Consider the following 18,224-nt stretch of genomic DNA (forward strand, 5'->3'; position numbering starts at 1 on the left):
AGAAGGATCGGGGTCGACCGCGTTAGCGAATCAGCCGCCCGCCGATGTCGATCATCACCATCGCGACCCGGTCCAGCGGCGGGGCCAGCGTGGCGGCGATCTGGGGCGCGTGACCCGCGTCGACATCGATCGAGATCGTCCCGATCACGGGCATTTCGCGCTGCGACAGCGCCAGCAGCCCCAGCGCCATGGCCGCGACGACGATCCGACGGCGACGATAATCCGGCTGACGATTCATGGCCTTGCTCCCTCGAACCTGGACCCTACACGCACCGTGGCCCGGATTCGAGCGTTTTCACGCGGCTTTCACCCAGCGCACGCGGTCGCGCCCGGCGCGCTTGGCGTCGTACAGCGCGCGATCCGCCTCGCGGTACAGCACGACCCAATCCGCCTCGGTTCCGATCACGCCCAGCGCGCTGCCGATCGAAGCGGTCACCTTCAGGTCGAACGGCATCTGTGCGCCGCGAATCGTGTCCAGCACCTGTTCGGGCAGTCCGGTCAGATGCGCGGGCACCAGGATCGCGAATTCCTCGCCCCCCATCCGCGCGATCAGCGCGCCCGCCGGCGCCGCTTCGCGCAGCGCCGCGGCGAACACCCGCAGCACCTCGTCGCCGCCGTCATGCCCCAGCGTTTCGTTGACGCGGCGGAAATGATCGATGTCGATCAGCACCAGCAGCCGCGGTGCCGGATCGCCGATCGCCTCGCGCAGGAAGCTGCGGCGGTTCAGCAACCCGGTCAGCGCGTCGCTGTCCGCCAGCATCCGCGCCAGCGTCTCCTTCTCGCGCGCGGCGTCACGCTCCTCGCTGACGACCTTGATCCGCCACGCGATCGCCAGCGCGCTGAACGATGCCTCCAGCGCCATCGATACCAGCGTCGAATTGTCGAGCCAGAAGCTCCACCCGATCCATCCGGCGGCCTGGACGATCCGCAGCATTGCCAGCGTGATCGGCGCGCTCCACGCGATCGCGAAGATCCGTGCATAGGGCACGCGCGCGCGCCATGCACCCCACAGCACCGGCACCACCAGCGCCAGCGCGGCGGAGAACGCCACCAGCAGCAGCCGGTCGACCGCCAGCGGCCAGTGCGGCCACACGATCAGATAGGTCGCCACCGCGCCGGCCAGGAACACCATCGCCGCCTGCGTCAGCCGGCGCACCGCCTCGGGCATCATCTGCCCGCCCAGGAACACGCGCGCGAACGCGATCGCACTGATGATCGCCCCGCCCAGCAGCGCGATATTCAGCTTCAGCCGGATATTGTTGTCCATCCCCGTCACGATGCCCAACCATCCGGACGAACTGGCGGCGTAGACCAGCAGCGACAGGATCATCGCGCAATAATAGGGGTGATACCCCTGCCGCAGCGCACGCCACAGCGCGAAGTTCGACAGCAGCAGCGACAGGCACAGTCCGGCGAAGCCCGCGTAGAAGGCGGTCAGCATCAGGTCGTCGTGCTGCCCCTCGCCGACCGTCAGCAACCGCGGGTTCAGCACCACCCCGCGCGTGTTGGTCGTGCCCTCCACCCGCCACAACAATTGCACGGTGCGTGTATCGGCGACCGGGATCGGCAGTTCGAAGAACGCACCGATCCGCAATCGCTGCCATGCATTGTGCCGGTCGAACGCGTTTCGCGCGATCCGCCCGTCATCGCCACGCGCGTACAACGTCGCGGCTTCCTGATAGACGCTCGCCGATCGCACCAGCGATCGCTGCCCGCCCTCGGTGGGAAGTCGGGCCGACAGCACCCAGAAATCGCCCGCGCCCCAGCGCCGCTCCCGCCCCGAACAGTCGAACCCGTGCGGATGGGCGAAGATCGCCGCGGGCGTGTCACCGGGCGCCACCCGCTTGAGGCAGGTCGCCACCGGCGCCCCGCTCCACGCCGCCGCCGGCGATGCCCAGCCCATGGCGACGCCAGCCGCCACGAACGCAGCAAGCAGGACCAGCCAGGAACGGAACAGGTGCGGCACCATCCGCTGCCCCCTAGCAGCGCGGAGGCAAAGGGAAGGTAAATACCCGGATGACCGGCGAAATTTCGCGCGTGCAGATGACCGCAAAAGAAAACGGGCCGGGTGCGGCACCCGGCCCGTTCGTCAACAACGCCTTTCGGTCGGCGCCGGGGGCGTCAGCCGGCCTCGACCGGCGCGGCCTTGCCACCCTTCTTCTTGCCCGGCTTCTTCGGCGCGGCCGGTTCGATCGCGAAGGTGAGCGCGCCGTCCTTCAGATGCACCGTCACCTCGCCGCCGTGCACCAGCTTGCCGAACAGCAGTTCCTCGGCCAGCGGCTGCTTGATCTTCTCTTGGATCAGCCGGCCCATCGGTCGCGCGCCGTACAATTTGTCATAGCCCTTCTCGGTCAGCCACTTCTTGGCCTCCTCACCCAGCTTGATATGGACGTCACGGTCGGCCAGCTGCAGCTCCAGCTGGAGGATGAACTTGTCGACGACGCGCGCGACCACCTCGGTCGGCAGATAGCCGAACGGCACGATCGCATCGAGGCGGTTGCGGAATTCCGGCGTGAACATCCGCTGCACCGCCTGCTCGTCCTCACCCTCGCGGGTCAGGTTGCCGAAGCCGACCGTCTCGCGCGCCATGTCGGACGCGCCCGCATTGGTCGTCATGATGAGGATGACGTTGCGGAAATCGACGGTCTTGCCGTGCTGGTCGGTCAGGCGGCCGTTGTCCATCACCTGCAACAGGATGTTGAACAGATCGGGATGCGCCTTCTCGATCTCGTCGAGCAGCAGCACGCAATGCGGGTTCTGGTCGACCGCATCGGTCAACAGTCCGCCCTGGTCGAACCCGACATAGCCCGGGGGCGCACCGATCAGCCGGCTGACCGAGTGCCGCTCCATATATTCGCTCATGTCGAACCGCTGGAGCGGGATGCCCAGGATCGTCGACAATTGCTTGGCCACCTCGGTCTTGCCGACGCCGGTCGGGCCGGTGAACAGGTAGTTGCCGATCGGCTTTTCCGGTTCGCGCAGCCCCGCACGCGCCAGCTTGATCGCCGACGCCAGCTTCTCGATCGCGACATTCTGCCCGAACACGACCCGCTTCAGGTCGGTTTCCAGCGTCTCCAGCTGCTTCTTGTCGTCGGTCGACACGCTTTTCGGGGGGATGCGCGCCATGGTGGCGATCACCGCCTCGATCTCCTTGGGGGTGATCGTCTTCTTGCGCTTCGACGGCGGCACCAGCATCTGCATCGCGCCCACCTCGTCGATCACGTCGATCGCCTTGTCGGGCAGCTTGCGGTCGTTGATGTAGCGCGCCGACAGTTCCACCGCGCTCTTGATCGCATCGGGCGTGTACTTGACGCTGTGATGCTCCTCGAACGCGGAGCGCAGGCCCGCCAGGATCTTGATCGTGTCCTCGATCGTCGGTTCGTTGACGTCGATCTTCTGGAACCGGCGCAGCAGCGCGCGGTCCTTCTCGAAGTGGTTGCGGAACTCCTTGTAGGTGGTCGATCCGATGCAGCGGATCGTACCGCCCGACAGCGCCGGCTTGAGCAGGTTCGACGCGTCCATCGCGCCCCCGCTGGTCGCGCCTGCGCCGATCACGGTGTGGATTTCGTCGATGAACAGCACCGCGTCGGGCAGCTTTTCCAGCTCGTTGACGACCGCCTTCAGCCGCTCCTCGAAATCGCCGCGATAGCGGGTGCCCGCCAGCAACGCGCCCATGTCTAGCGAATAGATGACGGCGGGCTTCAGCACGTCGGGCACGTCGCCCTCAACGATCTTGCGCGCCAGCCCCTCGGCGATCGCGGTCTTGCCGACGCCCGGATCGCCCACGTACAGCGGGTTGTTCTTCGACCGGCGGCACAGGATCTGCACCGTGCGGTCGACCTCCGCCGACCGCCCGATCAGCGGATCGACCTTGCCGATCTTGGCCTTTTCGTTGAGGTCGACGGTGAACTGCTTGAGCGCGCTTTCGCCCTTCTTGCCGCCCGCCTCGGCCTTTTCCTTTTTCTCCTCCTCGGCGGCGCCCTTCACGCTCGTCGCTTCGGGCGTGGCATTGCCCTTGCCGACGCCGTGGCTGATATAGCTGACCGCATCCAGCCGGCTCATGTCCTGCTGCTGCAGGAAATAGACCGCGTAGCTTTCTCGTTCGGAAAACAGCGCGACCAGCACGTTGGCGCCGGTCACCTCGTCGCGGCCGGACGACTGGACGTGCAGGATCGCGCGCTGGACCACGCGCTGGAAACCGCTGGTCGGCGACGGATCGGTCGCGGCATCGACCTTCAGCGCGCCCAGCTCGGTGTCGAGATAATGCGCGACCGTGGTCTTCAGCTCGCCCGTATCCACCCCGCACGCGGTCATCACCTGGCTGGCATGTTCGTCGTCGATCAGCGCGAGCAGCAGATGTTCCAGCGTCGCATATTCGTGACGGCGCGAGGAAGCGGCCTCGAGCGCCTTGTGCAGCGTGGTCTCGAGAGCGCTGGCGAATGAAGGCATTACGATACTCCTAGCAGGCGGCACGCAGGGGACATGCCGCCTTTCACACGAATGTCGTGATCGACGGGCCGCGCATCAAGCGCCCCCCGGTCAGGCGCGGGGAATGTCGCACCGCCGGCCGGCCGGGACCGCCGCGTCGGTGCGGAAACGCTCACCGCCTGAACAGCGCGTCGGCGCTGGCCCGGTGGGTGACCGCGCCGTCGATCTTGCGGCGGGTGCGCGCGATCTCCGCCTCAAGCGCCTTCACCCGCGCCTCCAGCTCGGCCACCGACAGGCGATCGAGATCCTGCGCAATCAGCGCGGTCAGCGGGTCGTCGGGCCGCGGCCCAAGGATGTCGTCCAGGTCCACATGACGAACGTTGACCGGCCGCGGCGCCAAGTCAATAAGGCGATCGACCAGCCGCACGAGGGGGACGGGCGAGGCGATGAGCGACGGACCACAGACGATGCGGGCGATCGATCCGGAAGCGGTCGGCGGACCGGAGGTCTTGCGCGTCGTGGAGCGCCCGATCCCCGTCGCCGACGCGGACGAGGTGCTGATCCGCGTCGCCGCCGCCGGGGTGAACCGCCCCGACGTGATGCAGCGTCGCGGCCTCTACCCGCCGCCGCCGGGGGCGCCCCCGATCCCCGGGCTGGAGGTGTCGGGCACCGTCGTTGCATTGGGCAGCGGGGCCGAGCCGGCGCTGCTGGGTCAGCGGGTCTGCGCGCTGGTCGGGGGCGGCGGCTATGCCGATTATGTCCTCGCCCCCGCCGCGCAATGCCTGCCCGTCCCCGCTGCGCTGACGATGGTGGAGGCCGCCGCCATGCCGGAGACGCTGTACACGGTGTGGACCAACCTGTTCGAACGCGCCTTCGCGGTGGAGGGCGATACCGTGCTGGTCCATGGCGGCACGTCGGGGATCGGCACGATGGCGATCGCGCTGTCGCGATTGTTCGGGCTGGAGATCATCGTCACCGTCGGATCGGACGACAAAGCCCGGGCCGCCCGCGCGCTGGGCGCGAATCATGCGATCAATTACAAGATGGAGGATTTCGTCGAGCGGGTGAAGGAGATTACCGGCGGGCGCGGCTGCGCGGCGGTGCTCGACATGGTCGGCGGCGATTACGTGCCGCGCAACCTGAAATGCCTGGCGGACGACGGGCGCCACGTGTCGATCGCGGTACAGGGTGGCGCGAACGCGACCGTCCCGCTGTTCGAGATCATGCGGCGGCGGCTGACGCTGACCGGATCGACGCTGCGCGCGCGCGATGCGGGGTTCAAGGCGCTGGTCACCGACGAGATCGCGCGTACCGTCTGGCCGCATGTCGCCGAAGGCCGGTTGAAGCCGGTGATCGACCGCACCTTCCCGCTCGACCAGGCGGCGGACGCGCACCGCCGGATGGAGGCGGGCGACCATGTCGGAAAGATCGTGCTGACCGTCGAATGACGCCGACGGCGCGGAATGTCCGGGCGGCGAGCGCGCCGCCCGGGGGTAACGAGGCTTAGTTGCTGTCGCTGTCGTCGTCGCCGCCGGTGGCGACCAGCACGCCGACGGTCAGCGCCGCCAGGATGCCGATGCTGATCAGCGTCGTGCCCGGCACGGCGGCGCCGATCTTGCTCGACTTGGCGGCCGGCGCGGCGGCACGCGCGCTCTTGGCGACCGACAGCGACGCGGCCGGATTGGCGGGCGCCGCGGCGGCGACGGTGGACAGCGACAGCAGCGCCGCGGCGGCGACGGCGCCGGTGAACTTGGTGAAACCGATCATCGAACTTCTCCCTGACGCACCCGGCCCTGCATAGCGCGGACGTTACGCCGGGCGCGCATCCCGCCCCTAAAGCAGCGCCATGTTGCAGTCACGCGACAGCGGCATTTCTCGCGCCGACCGTGCCCGCGCTGCAACAGCGGGCGGGCGCGACTGACCCACAACCGTCACGTGGCGGCCGCGCAACCGTCACGGCCGCGTGATGGCGGCGTAATATACCGGCGGCATAGCTGGCGGGCGAGGGAGGATGACCCCGATGCAGCTGACGGACATGACGACCGACGCGACCGACGCCACCGGCCATTTCGCCGACGTCACCGACCTGTTCGATTTCGCGAACTCGCGCCCGCATCGCCCCGAACAGGCGAGCGGCGACCGCCGTCGCTATCGCACGATCTGGATCAGCGACGTGCATTTGGGCACGCGCGGCTGCAATGCCGACATGCTGATCGACTTCCTCGACCATGTCGACAGCGACACGATGTATCTGGTCGGCGACATTATCGACGGCTGGCAGCTGAAGAAGAGGTTCTTCTGGCCCGCCGCGCACAACGACGTCATCTGGCGGTTGATGAAGCGCGCGCGGCGCGGCACGCGGATGGTCTATATCCCCGGCAACCATGACGAGATGTTCCGCCAGTTCGCGGGCCTCGACTTCGGCGGGATCAAGATCCGGCGCAAGGCGGTGCACGAAACCGCCGACGGCCGCCGCCTTTTGGTGCTGCATGGCGACGAATTCGACGCGATCACGCTGTCGCACCGCTGGCTCGCGCATGTCGGCGATGCGGCCTATACCGCGCTGATGACGCTGAACCGCGCGGTCAGCGCGGTGCGCCGCAAGTTCGGCATGCCCTATTGGTCGCTCAGCAAGCATGCCAAGGCCAAGGTGAAGAACGCGGTCGCGTTCATCTCCCGGTTCGAGGAGATCGTGGCGGAGGCGGCGGGCAGCCGCGGTGTCGACGGGGTGGTATGCGGGCATATCCACACCGCCGAGATCCGCGAGATCGCGGGCGTCGCCTATTACAACGACGGCGACTGGGTGGAGGGATGCACCGCGCTGGTCGAGCATTTCGACGGCCGGATGGAGATCCTCCACTGGGCCGACGAGATCGCGCGCCGCGAAGCCGCCGAGGCCCCGCTCGCGCTGGCCGCGGCCTGAGCGCGCGATGCGGATCGCGATCGTCACCGACGCCTGGGCGCCGCAGGTCAACGGCGTGGTGCGCACGCTCGAATCGGTCATCGCCGAACTGCGCGCGCAGGGGCATGAGATACTGGTCGTCTCCCCCGCCGGGGTGCGTTCGGTGCCCTGCCCCACCTACCCCGAAATCCGCCTGGCGCTGATGACCCCGGCCGCGATCGGGCGGCGCATCGCCGCGTTCGGTGCGCAGGCGGTACATATCGCCACCGAAGGGCCGCTGGGCGTGGCGGCGCGGCGCTGGTGCCTGTCGCGGCATCTGCCGTTCACCACCGCCTATCATACGCAATTCCCCGAATATGTCGCCGCGCGCACCGGCGCCGATCCCGAATGGATCTGGCGCTACGTCCGCTGGTTCCACGCCCCCGCCGCGGCGATTCTGGCGTCCACACCGACGATCGAGGGCGCATTGCGCGACCACGGGCTGCCGCGCGTGCGCCGCTGGGGCCGGGGGGTTGCGCCGGTCTTCTCGCCCGCCGGCGCGCGGTTGCCGGCGCTGCAGGGGCTGGCCGGACCGGTATTGCTGCACGTCGGGCGCGTCGCGGTGGAAAAGAACATCGCCGCCTTCCTGTCGGCGGACGTTCCGGGGACGAAGGTGGTGGTCGGCGACGGCCCGGCGCGCGCCGCGCTGCAACGCCAGTTCCCCGACGCGATCTTCCTGGGCGCACTGTTCGCGGACGATTTGGCCGCGGCCTATCGCTCCGCCGACGTGCTGGTCTTTCCCAGTCGCACCGATACGTTCGGCCTGGTGATGATCGAGGCGCTGGCCTGCGGAACGCCGATCGCCGCCTATCCGGTGCCCGGCCCGGTCGACGTACTGACCCCCGACACCGGCGTGATGGATCAGGATCTGCCCGCCGCGATCGCCGGCGCGCTGACGCTCGACCGCGAAACCTGCGCGGCGGCGGGCGCGCGCTTCACCTGGGCGGCCAGCGCGCGACAGTTCCTGGAGGCGCTGGAACCCTTCGGTCCGGCACTGGCACGCGCGGCGTAACCCGCCCGCTTGCCCTCGCGGGCGGCGTGCACTAAGTCGAGGCAGATTTGCGGCCGCTCCGGTAAGGGGCGGCCCTTTGTATTTATGGAGTTCCCCGCATGGCCCAGCCGCTCATGCCGCATGCCACCGCCTCCTGGCTGGTCGACAATACCGCGCTGTCGTTCGAGCAGATCGCGGATTTCTGCGGCCTGCACATCCTGGAGGTGCAGGCGATCGCGGACGATACCGCCGCGACGAAGCTGACCGGCCGCGATCCCGTCCGCGCGCACGAACTGACGCAGGACGAAATCGACAAGGCGCAGGCCGATCCCGATTACCGCATGAAGATGACCAAGGGGCCGGACCAGGTGCGCCGCACCAAGGGGCCGCGCTACACCCCGGTCAGCAAGCGGCAGGACAAGCCCGACGGCATCGCCTGGATCATCCGCAACCATCCGGAAATCTCGGACGGCGCGATCGGCAACCTGATCGGCACCACCCGCACCACCATCGCCGCGATCCGCGATCGCAGCCACTGGAACATCGCCAACATCACGCCCAAGGATCCGGTCACGCTGGGCCTGACGACGCAGCGCGAGCTGGACGCCGCGGTGTCGAAGGCGGCGAAGGCGGCCGGTATCGAGCAGCAGCAGACCGACACGCGCCTGGACGGTGACCGCGAGGCGCTGATCGCCTCGCTGCGCGCCGAGCGCGAACAGGCCAGCCGCGAGGCGGAAGGCGCGGGGGAGTCCGACCGGATCGGCGGGTTCGAGGATCCGTTCAAGCGGTAAGCCCGACCCGACGGGCGGCATCCTTCCTGCTAAGCCGCCCGCTTCACTTAGCGCGTGACATTCTCCGTCCGCCCGGCCTAGCGTCGCGGGCATGGCAACCCATTTCCAGCGCGGCCTGATCGGCGACGAAAGCCTGGTGCCGACCAGCGCCGCCGGCCTTACCTTTCCCTTCGGCGACCGCGCGCCGCAGCCGGGCGAATTGCTGACGATCGCACCCGGCATCCGTTGGTGGCGGGTGCCGATGTCGGGCCCGCTCAAGCACGTCAACGGCCTGATCCTCGACGATGGCGCGGACGGATCGGGGGAGTTGCTGGCGATCGACACCGGCACCGCCTCGCCGCGCTCGACCGAGGCGTGGCGTACGATCCTCGACGGCCCGCTCGCCGGGCAGCGGATCGCGCGCATCCTGTGCACGCACATGCACCCCGATCACATCGGGCTGGCTGGCTGGCTGTCGCGCCGCTTCGGCGATGCGCCGATCCTGATGACGCGCACCGAATGGCTGATGGCGCGGATGCTGTCGGCGGATGCGCGGCCCGAGGTGCCGGAGGAGCAGGTCGCCTTCTGGCGCGCCGCCGGCTGGGACGATGCGCAGATCGCCGAGGCGGCGAAGGGCGGCTTCGCGCAGTTCGGCAAGATGATCGCGCCGCTGCCGCTCGGCTATACCCGCATTCGCGACGGCGAGATGCTGTCGATTGGCGGCACCGCGTGGCGCGTGGTGGTCGGCAGCGGGCACAGCCCGGAACATGCGTGCCTGCTGGACGAGCAGCGTCGGATCCTGATCGCCGGCGACCAGGTGCTGCCGCGGATCAGCTCCAACGTCTCGCTTCACGCCAACGAGCCGGGGGGGGACCCGCTCGGCGACTGGCTCGCCTCGATCGAGCGGTTCCGCGCGCTGCCCGACGACCTGCTGGTGCTGCCGGGGCATGGCGATCCCTTCTACGGCCTGCACGCCCGGCTCGACGCGCTGGAGCGCGAGCATCTCGACCGGCTCGACGCGCTGGAGGCGCATCTGGCGACGCCACGGCGCGCGGTCGACTGTTTCGGCCAGCTGTTCCGCCGCCCGATCGGCCCCGACGTGATCGGCATGGCCACCGGTGAGACGCTGGCGCACCTGCGCCGGCTGGAGCTGAGCGGACGCGCCGTCCATGCGATGCGCGATGGCGTGCGGTGGTATTCGCGCGCCTGAACGCCCACTATACGCCCGATGATGTATCCCCGCCGTACCCAGAGCCAGATCATCCGCGTCATCGACCTGGAGACGACCGGCTCGCCCCCGCCCGTCCACGGCGTGTGCGAAGTGGGTTGGCAGGACGTGGCGCTGGGCGCTGACGGCCGCTGGGAATTGCAGGGCGAGGGCGGCAACATCCTGGTCAACCCCGGCCGCCCGATGCCGCCGATCACGCAGGCGGTCCACCATATCCGGGACGAGGATGTCGCCGACGCACCATGGTGGCAGGACGTCGCGCGACAGGTGCTGGACCCTTGGCCGCGCCGCATCGCGCTGGCCGCGCATCGCGCCGCGTTCGAGGAACAGTTCTGCACGCCCGCGCTGACGCATGGCGCGGAATGGATCTGCACGTGGAAATGCGCACTGCGGCTGTGGCCCGATTCGCCCAGCTTCTCGAATCAGGTGCTGCGCTACTGGCGCAAGCCCGCCGGGCTGGAGCATGAACGCGGCCTGCCCGCGCACCGCGCCTTTCCCGACGCCTATGTCACCGCGCATCATCTGCGCGACCAGCTGAACGAGGCGTCGGTGGCGCAGTTGATCGAATGGTCGAAGGCGCCCGGCCTGTTGCCGCGTGTCCGTTACGGCCCGGATCGCGGCAAGGAATGGCGTGAGATCGAGGAGGAGAGCCTGGTCAAGTTCATGACCGATCGCGATCCCGACATCCGCTTCACCGCGGAAACCGAAATGGCCCGGCGCCGCGGCGGCGGGCATGTCGGTCGGATCAGCCCGCAGGAATTGCTGCTGTAATTCGTCGGCGGGGCTGGCGCCGCGCGGTCGTGCGCGATACGCCGTCCCACGATGGCAGCCCTGGATATTCGCGCGATCCTTCGGGACAAAGGGATCGGCCGCCGCCTGCGCGGGGTCATGGTGGTCGCGTTTCTGGCGCTGATCCTGGCCGGCGGCGCCGCCGTGTGGATGACCGGCCGCAGCCAGCAGCACATCCGCGCGGTATCGCACACCTATGAGGTGGAGAATGCGGTGCTCGACGCGCGCCAGCTGCTGGAACGTGGCGAGACGACGCGGCGCGGCTATCTGCTCGCGCCCGGGCAGCGCGACTTCCTGGCGATCTACCGCCGCAGCGCGCAGGCGCTGCCGGACGCGCTCAAGCGTATCCGCCGGCTGACCAGCGACAATCCGGTCCAGGTCGCCTATTACGCGACGCTGCTCGACCAGGTCCGGCGGCTCGTCGTGCTGCGCGAGGAATCGATCGCGCGCATCACGGCGGGCGACGTCGCCGGCGCGCGCGCCGCATTCGATGTCGAGCATTCCGCGCTGCCGATGGCGTCGATCCGCGCGACGCTCGACCGGATGGCGCGGGAGGAACGCCGGCTGCTGACCATCCGCGAACGCGACGTCGCCACCAGCGAGCGGATGTTCTACGTCGTCCTGGCGGTGGCGGGCATCCTGCTGGCGGTCGCGGTGGTCGCCTCGCTGCTGACCGTGCTGGGCTACACCCGCGACCTGGCGCGCTCGCACGATGCGCTACGCGCGCTCAACGCGGGGCTGGAGGATCGCGTCACCGAACGGACCGCGGACCTGACCCGCGCGAACGAGGAAATCCAGCGGTTCGCCTATATCGTCAGCCATGACCTGCGCTCGCCGCTGGTCAACGTCATGGGTTTCACCGCCGAGCTGGAGAGCGCCACCGGCCAGCTGTCGCAGCTGGTCGACCGGGTCGAGGCGGAGGCGCCGCAGTTGCTGACCGACGACGCCCGCTTCGCCGCGCGCGAGGACCTGCCCGAGGCGATCGGCTTCATCCGCACCTCGACGCAGAAGATGGACCGGCTGATCAACGCCATCCTCCAGCTGTCGCGTCAGGGGCGCCGCGCGCTGGCACCCGAACGGCTCGACATCGCCGCGATGGTCGGACAGATCCGCGAGACGCTGGCGCACCGGCTGGCCGACGCCGACGCTACGCTGGAGGTAGAGGGCGACCTGCCCGAGATCGTCAGCGACCGCTTTTCGATCGACCAGATCCTGTCGAACCTCATCGAGAATGCGGTGAAATATCTGCGCCCGGGCGTGCCCGGACGGATCGTCGTGCGCGGCCACTGCGAGGGCAGCCGCGCGGTGTTCGAGATCGCCGACAACGGGCGCGGCATCGACCCGCGCGATCATGCACGCGTGTTCGACCTGTTCCGCCGTTCGGGCACGCAGGATCGCCCCGGCGAGGGAATCGGGCTTGCCACGGTGCGTGCGCTGGTGTTCCGTCTCGGCGGGCTGATCGATCTTTCTTCTGCCCTGGGTGAAGGCGCCACCTTCCGCCTGTCGCTACCCCTTACCTACGCATCGCAGGAAACCGTCGAATGAACGCGCACCAGTCCGTCAGCATCGTCATGATCGAGGACGACGAAGGGCACGCCCGGCTGATCGAAAAGAACATCCGCCGCGCCGGTATCATGAACGATATCCGTCACTTCACCGACGGCACCAGTGCGCTCGACTATATCTTCAACGATGATGGCGGCCCGGCGCGCAACGGCCCGGCGCTGGTCCTGCTCGACCTCAACCTGCCCGACATGAGCGGCACCGACATCCTGGCGCGGATCAAGGGTGGCGACGCGGCGGTGCGACGCACCCCCGTCGTGGTGCTGACCACCACCGACGACAGCCGCGAAATCCAGCGCTGCTACGATCTGGGCGCCAACGTCTATATCACCAAGCCGGTGAATTATGAGAATTTCGCGCAGGCGATCCGCCAGCTGGGGCTGTTCCTGTCGGTGATCCAGGTCCCCGATCTCGGCGAGGGCGGTTGAGCGACGCGATGGGCCGGCGCGTCCTCTACATCGACGATGACGCGGGCATCCGCCGGCTGGTCGAGCGGGCGCTGACGCGGCGCGGCTATGACGTCACCGTCGCCGACGGCGGCGAGGCGGGCGTGGCCGCGGCGCGCGCGGGCGGGTTCGATCTGGCCGCGGTCGATCACTATATGCCCGGCATCGACGGGCTGGAAACGATGGCGCAGCTGATGCAGCTGCCCAGTCCCCCGGCGATCGTCTACGTCACCGGATCGGAGGAGACGCGCGTCGCGGTCGCCGCCCTGCGCGCCGGCGCGGCCGATTATGTCGTCAAGACGCCGGGCGAGGATTTCTTCGACTTGCTCGACGCCTCGTTCCGGCAGGTGCTGGCCCGCGCCGAGCTCCACGCCGAAAAGTCGCAGGCGGAGGCCGCGCTGCGCGCCAGCAACGCCCGACTGGAAGCGCTGTTGGCCGAGGTGAACCACCGCGTCGCCAATTCGCTCCAGCTCGTCTCGGCGATGGTGCGGCTGCAGGCGGGATCGGTCACCGACGCCGCGGCGCGTGCCGCGCTGGAAGATACCGAACGCCGCATCGTTGCGATCGCGCACGTCCACCGCCGCCTCTATACCGGCCACGACGTCGAGCATGTCGACATGCGCGACTATCTGGCGCAGCTGATCCGGGAGCTGTCGGAGACATGGTCGACCACCGACCGCCCGCGTTCGCTGCTCCTCGACGCCGAATCGGTGCAGTTGCCGACCGACCGCGCGGTGTCGCTGGGGGTGATCGTCACCGAACTGGTCAGCAATGCGTGCAAATACGCCTATCCCGACGGCCAGGGCGAGGTACGCATCGCGCTGATCCGCGAAGGCGATGAGCGGTTCCGCCTGACCGTGGAGGACGACGGCATCGGCATCGGCGATGCCGCGCCCAAGGGCACCGGCGTGGGCACCCGCCTGATCCGCGCGATGGCGCAGAGCCTCGATTCGATCGTCGAATACGATTCGGCGCACGCCGGCACCCGCGCCGTCCTGGCGGCAGCGCTGCGCTGATAAGGTTGAGCGCGGTCAAAACGACGGGCGATCCCCGCCTGATTGCGGAGATTCGCGACACGGCGTAACGTGGCCTGTGTGCCTAAGGAAACGAGAAGCTGGCTGCGCGTCCGCAGTGCCCATAAATCTCAGCGTACGCGCGGTCCCAATAGGCACATTACTAAATTCAGGTCAGATAACGACCTTCACCAATGGCGGTACGTCGTCTGGTTCGCCATTCCCATAACCACGCTGACCTATGGCCTGCTACGGTCGATGGGCGTTCCATTTGGCTATTCATCAGCCGCCGCCATTCCCGCTGTCTGCTTTGCGCTATTCGTCCAATATCGCGCTCGGCACGACCGCAAACTTGGTCGGCGATTTAGCCAGTATGATGCTGATGACCTCAGTTAGATCTCGGCTCCAAACGCCACGAGATATTGATCGGCGAGCTGGGCGAATGACCGATAGCCACCAAACGCAGCCATTACCAAAGTCCGATCGTCCGCCAGAACCGCCGATCAATCCCAACAGGCCCGACCAACCGCTCACATTGACGGCCACCAGCGAACGTTAACCCTTCGCCGCTAAGCGTCGGCGACCATGTACCACGACGCCGCGCTTCCTGCCGTCGCCCCGCGCGCCCGCTCGCGACCCGTTTCCGCCGTGTCGCACGGGGTGGGGCTGGCCGGGCTGGCCGGGCTGATCGCCTGGACCGCGACGGCGCTCCATTTCGGGATGGACGGGCCGTATGCGGCGCTGATCAACGTCGTCGCGTGCGGCGTGCCGATGGTGCTGTGGTCGCTGCTGATCGACAAGGTGCATCGCCGCCCCTCGACCGGGATCGACTGGTCGAACGCCCGCCCGCTGCGCGACACGCTGGACATCAGCATCGTCAAGCTGACCGGGCTGTGGGCGACCTGGGCGGGGATCGCGCTGATCTACGCCACCGGACGCTTTTACTGGGAGGGCAACTTCCTGTTCGCGATGTGGTGCCTGGAACGCGCCGCGCCGGTCGTGCTGGTCGCCTCGATCCCCTATGTCCTGTGGCTCGACCGTTATCTGGTGGAGCCGCGCGACGGCGCGTGGCACATGGGCGCGTGGCTGCTCGGCAGCGGCGATGCGGATCGCGAGGCGATCTATGGCCATCTGCGCGCCTGGGCGGTGAAGGCGCTGTTCTTCGCGTTCATGCTGGCGATCGTCCCCGGCAATTTCGGCGACTTCGTCCGGCTGGATCGGAGCGCGCTGCTGTCCGATCCGGTCGCGCTCGCCAACTGGCTGATCACCTTCATGTTCGTGGTCGACGTCGCCTTCGCCACCGTGGGCTATGCGCTGACGATGCGGCCGCTCGATGCGCAAATCCGCTCGGCCAACCCCTATATGGCGGCGTGGAGCGCGGCGCTGATCTGCTACCCGCCGTTCATCATGATGAGCGACGGCGGCCCGTTCGACTATCGCCCCGGCACCGCCGACTGGACCCACTGGATGCAGGGGCATCCGCTGATGCTCGCGCTGACCGGCGGGGTGCTGGTGGTGCTGACCGCGATCTACGCCTGGGCGACGGTGGCGTTCGGGCTGCGCTTCTCGAACCTGACCAACCGCGGCATCCTGACCCACGGCCCCTATGCCTGGTCGCGCCACCCCGCCTATCTGGCGAAGAACCTGTTCTGGTGGCTGTCGACCATCCCCATGCTGTCGACCGGCAGCCTGGTCGACGCGGCGCGCGCCACGCTGCTGCTGGGCGCGGTCAGCGGCGTCTATTACTGGCGCGCGCGGACCGAGGAGCGCCACCTGCGCGCCGATCCGGCCTATCAGGCCTATGACAGGTGGATCGAGCGCCACGGCGCGATCCCGCGCTTCCTGCGCTGGGCGCGCGGGCGCAGCGGCGCCTAGAAGCTTTCCTCGCCATAGACGCGCGACACGTCGCCGCCCCAGGCGCCGTGATAGCGGTCCAGCAGCGCTTGTGCCGGCACCTTCCCGCCGCGCACGATCTCATGCAGCGGCGCCAGGAAGCCTGTTTCGTCGTCACCCGCCGCATTGGTGCGCGCGCGCGCCGCAAGTCCCGCGTGCGCGACGTCGAGCACCTGCCCGGCCACGTCGCGCAACCGCCGCCCGCCCGCGATCGGCGCGTCCAGACCCAGCTTCGGCACCGCATCGCGCAGCGCCTGCCGCTCCTCGAGCGTCCAGTCCTTCACCACGTCCCACGCGGCATCCAGCGCGCCCTGATCGTAGAGCAGCCCGACCCACAGCGCCGGCAGCGCGCAGATCCGCCCCCACGGCCCGCCATCGGCGCCGCGCATCTCAAGGAAGGTCTTCAGTCGCACTTCGGGGAAGGCGGTGGACAGATGGTCGTTCCAGTCGTCCATCGTCGGCTTCTCGCCGGGCAGGACCGACAATTCGCCCTTCAGGAAATCGCGGAACGACAGCCCCGCCGCGTCGATGTACCGTCCCTCGCGATAGACGAAGTACATCGGCACATCGAGCATATAGTCGGCATAGCGCTCGTAACCGAAACCGTCCTCGAACACGAACGGCAGCATCCCCGTCCGTGCCGGGTCGGTATCTGACCAGATGTGGCTGCGATAGCTGAGGAAGCCGTTCGGCTTGCCCTCCGTGAACGGCGAATTGGCGAACAGCGCGGTCGCCAGCGGTTGCAGCGCCAGCCCGACGCGGAACTTCTTCGCCATGTCCGCTTCGCTGGCATAATCCAGGTTCACCTGGATCGTGCAGGTGCGCAGCATCATGTCGAGGCCCATCGTGCCGACGCGCGGCATGTGGCGCAGCATGATGGCATAGCGGCCCTTGGGCATGATCGGCAGCGCGTCGCGCGTCTTGTCTGGCCACATCCCCAGCCCCAGGAAGCCGATGCCCAGCTTCTCGCCCGCCGCCTTCACCTGCTGCAGGTGGCGGCCGGTTTCGGCGCAGGTCTGGTGCAGGTTGTCGAGCGGCGCGCCCGACAGTTCGAACTGCCCCGCCGGCTCCAGGCTGACCGACCCGTCGGCGCCGGTCAGCGCGATGATGTTGCCGCCCTCCTCCACCGGGGTCCAGCCATGCTGGACCAACTCCAGCAGCAGCGCACGGATGCCCCCCGGCTCGCCCCACGACGGGGCGTGGTGATCGGTGGTGGAATAGACGAATTTCTCGTGCTCGGTGCCGATCCGCCAGCGGTCCGCCGGCTTCTCGCCACCGGCGAAATGGGCGATGAGCTGGTCGCGCGATTCAATGACCGCTGCGTTGCTGTCCGAAACGGTCTTCGTCGTCATGGCGGCGCCTTACTGCGCCGTGAACGCCCGCGCTAGAGGGCGCTGCTTGCGTCAGGTGAAGTGCTGCTTTTCCAGTCCCCGCCAACCGCCATCCATACCGCCACGGCCGCCGCCGCCGCGGTCTCCGCACGCAGGATGCGCGGGCCGAGCGCGATGCCGGTCGCCGCCGGGCAGGCGCGGATCGCGGCGCGCTCGTCATCGTCGAACCCGCCCTCCGGCCCGATCAGGATCGCCGCCGGTCCGGCGCGCGCGATCATCGCCTCCGCCGCGGGCACGCCGCCGGTTTCGTCGGCGAAGAACAGCGCACGCTCCGCGGGCCAGTCGCGCAGCAGCGCCGGCAGCTTCACCGCCTCCACGACCTCGGGCAACGCGGTGCGCCCGCATTGCTCGGCGGCCTCGATCATCTGGGTGCGCAGCCGCTCGGTATTCGGACGGTCGACCACGGTGCGCCGTGTCACCACCGGCACCAGCCGCGCGACGCCCAGTTCGCACGCCTTTTCCGCCATCCAGTCGACGCGCCCCTTCTTCAGCGGCGCGGCGACCAGCCACAGGTCGGGCACCGCCTCGCGCGCGCGCAGCCGCTCGGTCACGTCCAGCGTCAGGTCGCGCTTGCCGACCGTCGCGGCGATGGCCAGCCATTCGCCGGTCGCGTCGTCGAACAGCTTCACCGGATCGCCCGGCCTGATGCGCATCACCGCGACCAGATAATGCGCCGCCGCGCCGTCCAGCCGCAGCGGCCCCGCGGCCAGCCGGGTTTCCACGAACAGCCGCGGCGTCGATCGCGGCGGCCAGGCCGGTTGCGCTCCCATC

At 68.6% G+C, this 18,224-nt stretch carries 17 protein-coding genes; 10 read left to right on the forward strand and 7 right to left on the reverse strand.

The genetic code is table 11. The features are described from left to right. Positions 1-22: 22 nt before the first annotated feature. From COA17_RS06870 to COA17_RS06885, 4 genes are all read right to left on the reverse strand, one after another. Positions 23-238 (reverse strand): hypothetical protein, encoded by a 216-nt coding sequence (locus COA17_RS06870; RefSeq protein WP_070321418.1) that lies wholly within the window; start codon positions 236-238, stop codon positions 23-25. 57 nt (positions 239-295) lie between these two features. Then, positions 296-1,969 carry a GGDEF domain-containing protein gene (locus COA17_RS06875; RefSeq protein WP_096611174.1) on the reverse strand — a complete coding sequence of 558 codons (1,674 nt, stop codon included), beginning with the start codon at positions 1,967-1,969 and terminating at the stop codon, positions 296-298. Between the two features lie 152 nt (positions 1,970-2,121). Beyond that, complete coding sequence (gene clpA, locus COA17_RS06880; protein WP_096611176.1) at positions 2,122-4,449, reverse strand: ATP-dependent Clp protease ATP-binding subunit ClpA; 2,328 nt, start codon at positions 4,447-4,449, stop codon at positions 2,122-2,124. A 151-nt stretch (positions 4,450-4,600) separates the two neighbouring features. Continuing rightward, on the reverse strand, positions 4,601-4,798 hold the full coding sequence (locus COA17_RS06885) for a DUF1192 domain-containing protein (protein ID WP_066486774.1): 198 nt from the start codon (positions 4,796-4,798) through the stop codon (positions 4,601-4,603). 76 nt (positions 4,799-4,874) lie between these two features. Between COA17_RS06885 and COA17_RS06890 the strand changes: the two genes are divergently transcribed. Then, complete coding sequence (locus tag COA17_RS06890) at positions 4,875-5,876, forward strand: NAD(P)H-quinone oxidoreductase (RefSeq protein WP_231738648.1); 1,002 nt, start codon at positions 4,875-4,877, stop codon at positions 5,874-5,876. A 55-nt stretch (positions 5,877-5,931) separates the two neighbouring features. On the opposite strand, the gene COA17_RS06895 is transcribed toward COA17_RS06890, so the two are convergent. Beyond that, complete coding sequence (locus tag COA17_RS06895) at positions 5,932-6,195, reverse strand: hypothetical protein (RefSeq protein ID WP_070321420.1); 264 nt, start codon at positions 6,193-6,195, stop codon at positions 5,932-5,934. 268 nt (positions 6,196-6,463) lie between these two features. Between COA17_RS06895 and COA17_RS06900 the strand changes: the two genes are divergently transcribed. The 9 genes from COA17_RS06900 to COA17_RS06940 all read left to right on the forward strand — a co-directional run bounded on the left by COA17_RS06900 (position 6,464) and on the right by COA17_RS06940 (position 16,044). After that, entirely contained in the window at positions 6,464-7,351 is an 888-nt protein-coding gene (locus COA17_RS06900) for a UDP-2,3-diacylglucosamine diphosphatase (RefSeq protein WP_066487450.1), read from the forward strand. A gap of 7 nt (positions 7,352-7,358) precedes the next feature. Continuing rightward, the gene (locus COA17_RS06905; RefSeq protein ID WP_096611178.1) at positions 7,359-8,381 is read left to right on the forward strand and encodes a glycosyltransferase family 4 protein; all 1,023 of its coding nucleotides are present in this window, start codon (positions 7,359-7,361) and stop codon (positions 8,379-8,381) included. Positions 8,382-8,479: 98 nt separating this feature from the next. Beyond that, a complete protein-coding gene (locus COA17_RS06910; protein ID WP_096611180.1) occupies positions 8,480-9,151 on the forward strand; it encodes a DUF1013 domain-containing protein in 672 nt (223 codons plus the stop codon). A gap of 91 nt (positions 9,152-9,242) precedes the next feature. Continuing rightward, positions 9,243-10,340 (forward strand): MBL fold metallo-hydrolase, encoded by a 1,098-nt coding sequence (locus COA17_RS06915; protein WP_066487444.1) that lies wholly within the window; start codon positions 9,243-9,245, stop codon positions 10,338-10,340. Positions 10,341-10,358: 18 nt separating this feature from the next. Then, a complete protein-coding gene (locus COA17_RS06920) occupies positions 10,359-11,129 on the forward strand; it encodes an exonuclease domain-containing protein (RefSeq protein ID WP_231738704.1) in 771 nt (256 codons plus the stop codon). 51 nt (positions 11,130-11,180) lie between these two features. After that, complete coding sequence (locus COA17_RS06925) at positions 11,181-12,692, forward strand: sensor histidine kinase (RefSeq protein WP_096611182.1); 1,512 nt, start codon at positions 11,181-11,183, stop codon at positions 12,690-12,692. Further along, a complete protein-coding gene (locus tag COA17_RS06930; RefSeq protein WP_066487434.1) occupies positions 12,689-13,138 on the forward strand; it encodes a response regulator in 450 nt (149 codons plus the stop codon). Before COA17_RS06925 ends, COA17_RS06930 begins: the two co-directional genes overlap by 4 nt. Positions 13,139-13,146: 8 nt before the next feature. Continuing rightward, complete coding sequence (locus tag COA17_RS06935; RefSeq protein WP_066487432.1) at positions 13,147-14,172, forward strand: sensor histidine kinase; 1,026 nt, start codon at positions 13,147-13,149, stop codon at positions 14,170-14,172. A 582-nt stretch (positions 14,173-14,754) separates the two neighbouring features. After that, positions 14,755-16,044 carry a methyltransferase family protein gene (locus COA17_RS06940; protein ID WP_096611184.1) on the forward strand — a complete coding sequence of 430 codons (1,290 nt, stop codon included), beginning with the start codon at positions 14,755-14,757 and terminating at the stop codon, positions 16,042-16,044. Here COA17_RS06940 and COA17_RS06945 read toward each other — a convergent pair. Together COA17_RS06945 and COA17_RS06950 are read right to left on the reverse strand one after the other, a co-directional pair. Then, on the reverse strand, positions 16,041-17,414 hold the full coding sequence (locus COA17_RS06945) for a glutamate--cysteine ligase (protein ID WP_096611186.1): 1,374 nt from the start codon (positions 17,412-17,414) through the stop codon (positions 16,041-16,043). The two genes, COA17_RS06940 and COA17_RS06945, sit on opposite strands and share 4 nt — an antisense overlap. A gap of 32 nt (positions 17,415-17,446) precedes the next feature. Continuing rightward, positions 17,447-18,223, reverse strand: a complete 777-nt coding sequence (locus tag COA17_RS06950; RefSeq protein WP_096611188.1) for a 16S rRNA (uracil(1498)-N(3))-methyltransferase — start codon at positions 18,221-18,223, stop codon at positions 17,447-17,449. Between the last annotated feature and the right edge of the window lies 1 nt (position 18,224).

Origin of the sequence: Sphingomonas ginsenosidimutans, from assembly GCF_002374835.1 — a bacterium.
Classification (GTDB): Bacteria; Pseudomonadota; Alphaproteobacteria; order Sphingomonadales; family Sphingomonadaceae; genus Sphingomonas; species Sphingomonas ginsenosidimutans.

What these genes read in the sequence shown, in the direction of transcription:
- COA17_RS06950 (WP_096611188.1), bottom strand. Translation starts at nt 18,223, where the DNA reads ATGGGAGCGCAACCGGCCTGGCCGCCGCGATCGACGCCGCGGCTGTTC.
- COA17_RS06910 (WP_096611180.1), top strand. Translation starts at nt 8,480, where the DNA reads ATGGCCCAGCCGCTCATGCCGCATGCCACCGCCTCCTGGCTGGTCGAC.
- COA17_RS06870 (WP_070321418.1), bottom strand. Translation starts at nt 238, where the DNA reads ATGAATCGTCAGCCGGATTATCGTCGCCGTCGGATCGTCGTCGCGGCC.
- clpA (WP_096611176.1), bottom strand. Translation starts at nt 4,449, where the DNA reads ATGCCTTCATTCGCCAGCGCTCTCGAGACCACGCTGCACAAGGCGCTC.
- COA17_RS06930 (WP_066487434.1), top strand. Translation starts at nt 12,689, where the DNA reads ATGAACGCGCACCAGTCCGTCAGCATCGTCATGATCGAGGACGACGAA.
- COA17_RS06920 (WP_231738704.1), top strand. Translation starts at nt 10,359, where the DNA reads ATGATGTATCCCCGCCGTACCCAGAGCCAGATCATCCGCGTCATCGAC.
- COA17_RS06905 (WP_096611178.1), top strand. Translation starts at nt 7,359, where the DNA reads ATGCGGATCGCGATCGTCACCGACGCCTGGGCGCCGCAGGTCAACGGC.
- COA17_RS06895 (WP_070321420.1), bottom strand. Translation starts at nt 6,195, where the DNA reads ATGATCGGTTTCACCAAGTTCACCGGCGCCGTCGCCGCCGCGGCGCTG.
- COA17_RS06935 (WP_066487432.1), top strand. Translation starts at nt 13,147, where the DNA reads ATGGGCCGGCGCGTCCTCTACATCGACGATGACGCGGGCATCCGCCGG.
- COA17_RS06900 (WP_066487450.1), top strand. Translation starts at nt 6,464, where the DNA reads ATGACGACCGACGCGACCGACGCCACCGGCCATTTCGCCGACGTCACC.
- COA17_RS06915 (WP_066487444.1), top strand. Translation starts at nt 9,243, where the DNA reads ATGGCAACCCATTTCCAGCGCGGCCTGATCGGCGACGAAAGCCTGGTG.
- COA17_RS06890 (WP_231738648.1), top strand. Translation starts at nt 4,875, where the DNA reads ATGAGCGACGGACCACAGACGATGCGGGCGATCGATCCGGAAGCGGTC.
- COA17_RS06875 (WP_096611174.1), bottom strand. Translation starts at nt 1,969, where the DNA reads ATGGTGCCGCACCTGTTCCGTTCCTGGCTGGTCCTGCTTGCTGCGTTC.
- COA17_RS06940 (WP_096611184.1), top strand. Translation starts at nt 14,755, where the DNA reads ATGTACCACGACGCCGCGCTTCCTGCCGTCGCCCCGCGCGCCCGCTCG.
- COA17_RS06925 (WP_096611182.1), top strand. Translation starts at nt 11,181, where the DNA reads ATGGCAGCCCTGGATATTCGCGCGATCCTTCGGGACAAAGGGATCGGC.
- COA17_RS06945 (WP_096611186.1), bottom strand. Translation starts at nt 17,414, where the DNA reads ATGACGACGAAGACCGTTTCGGACAGCAACGCAGCGGTCATTGAATCG.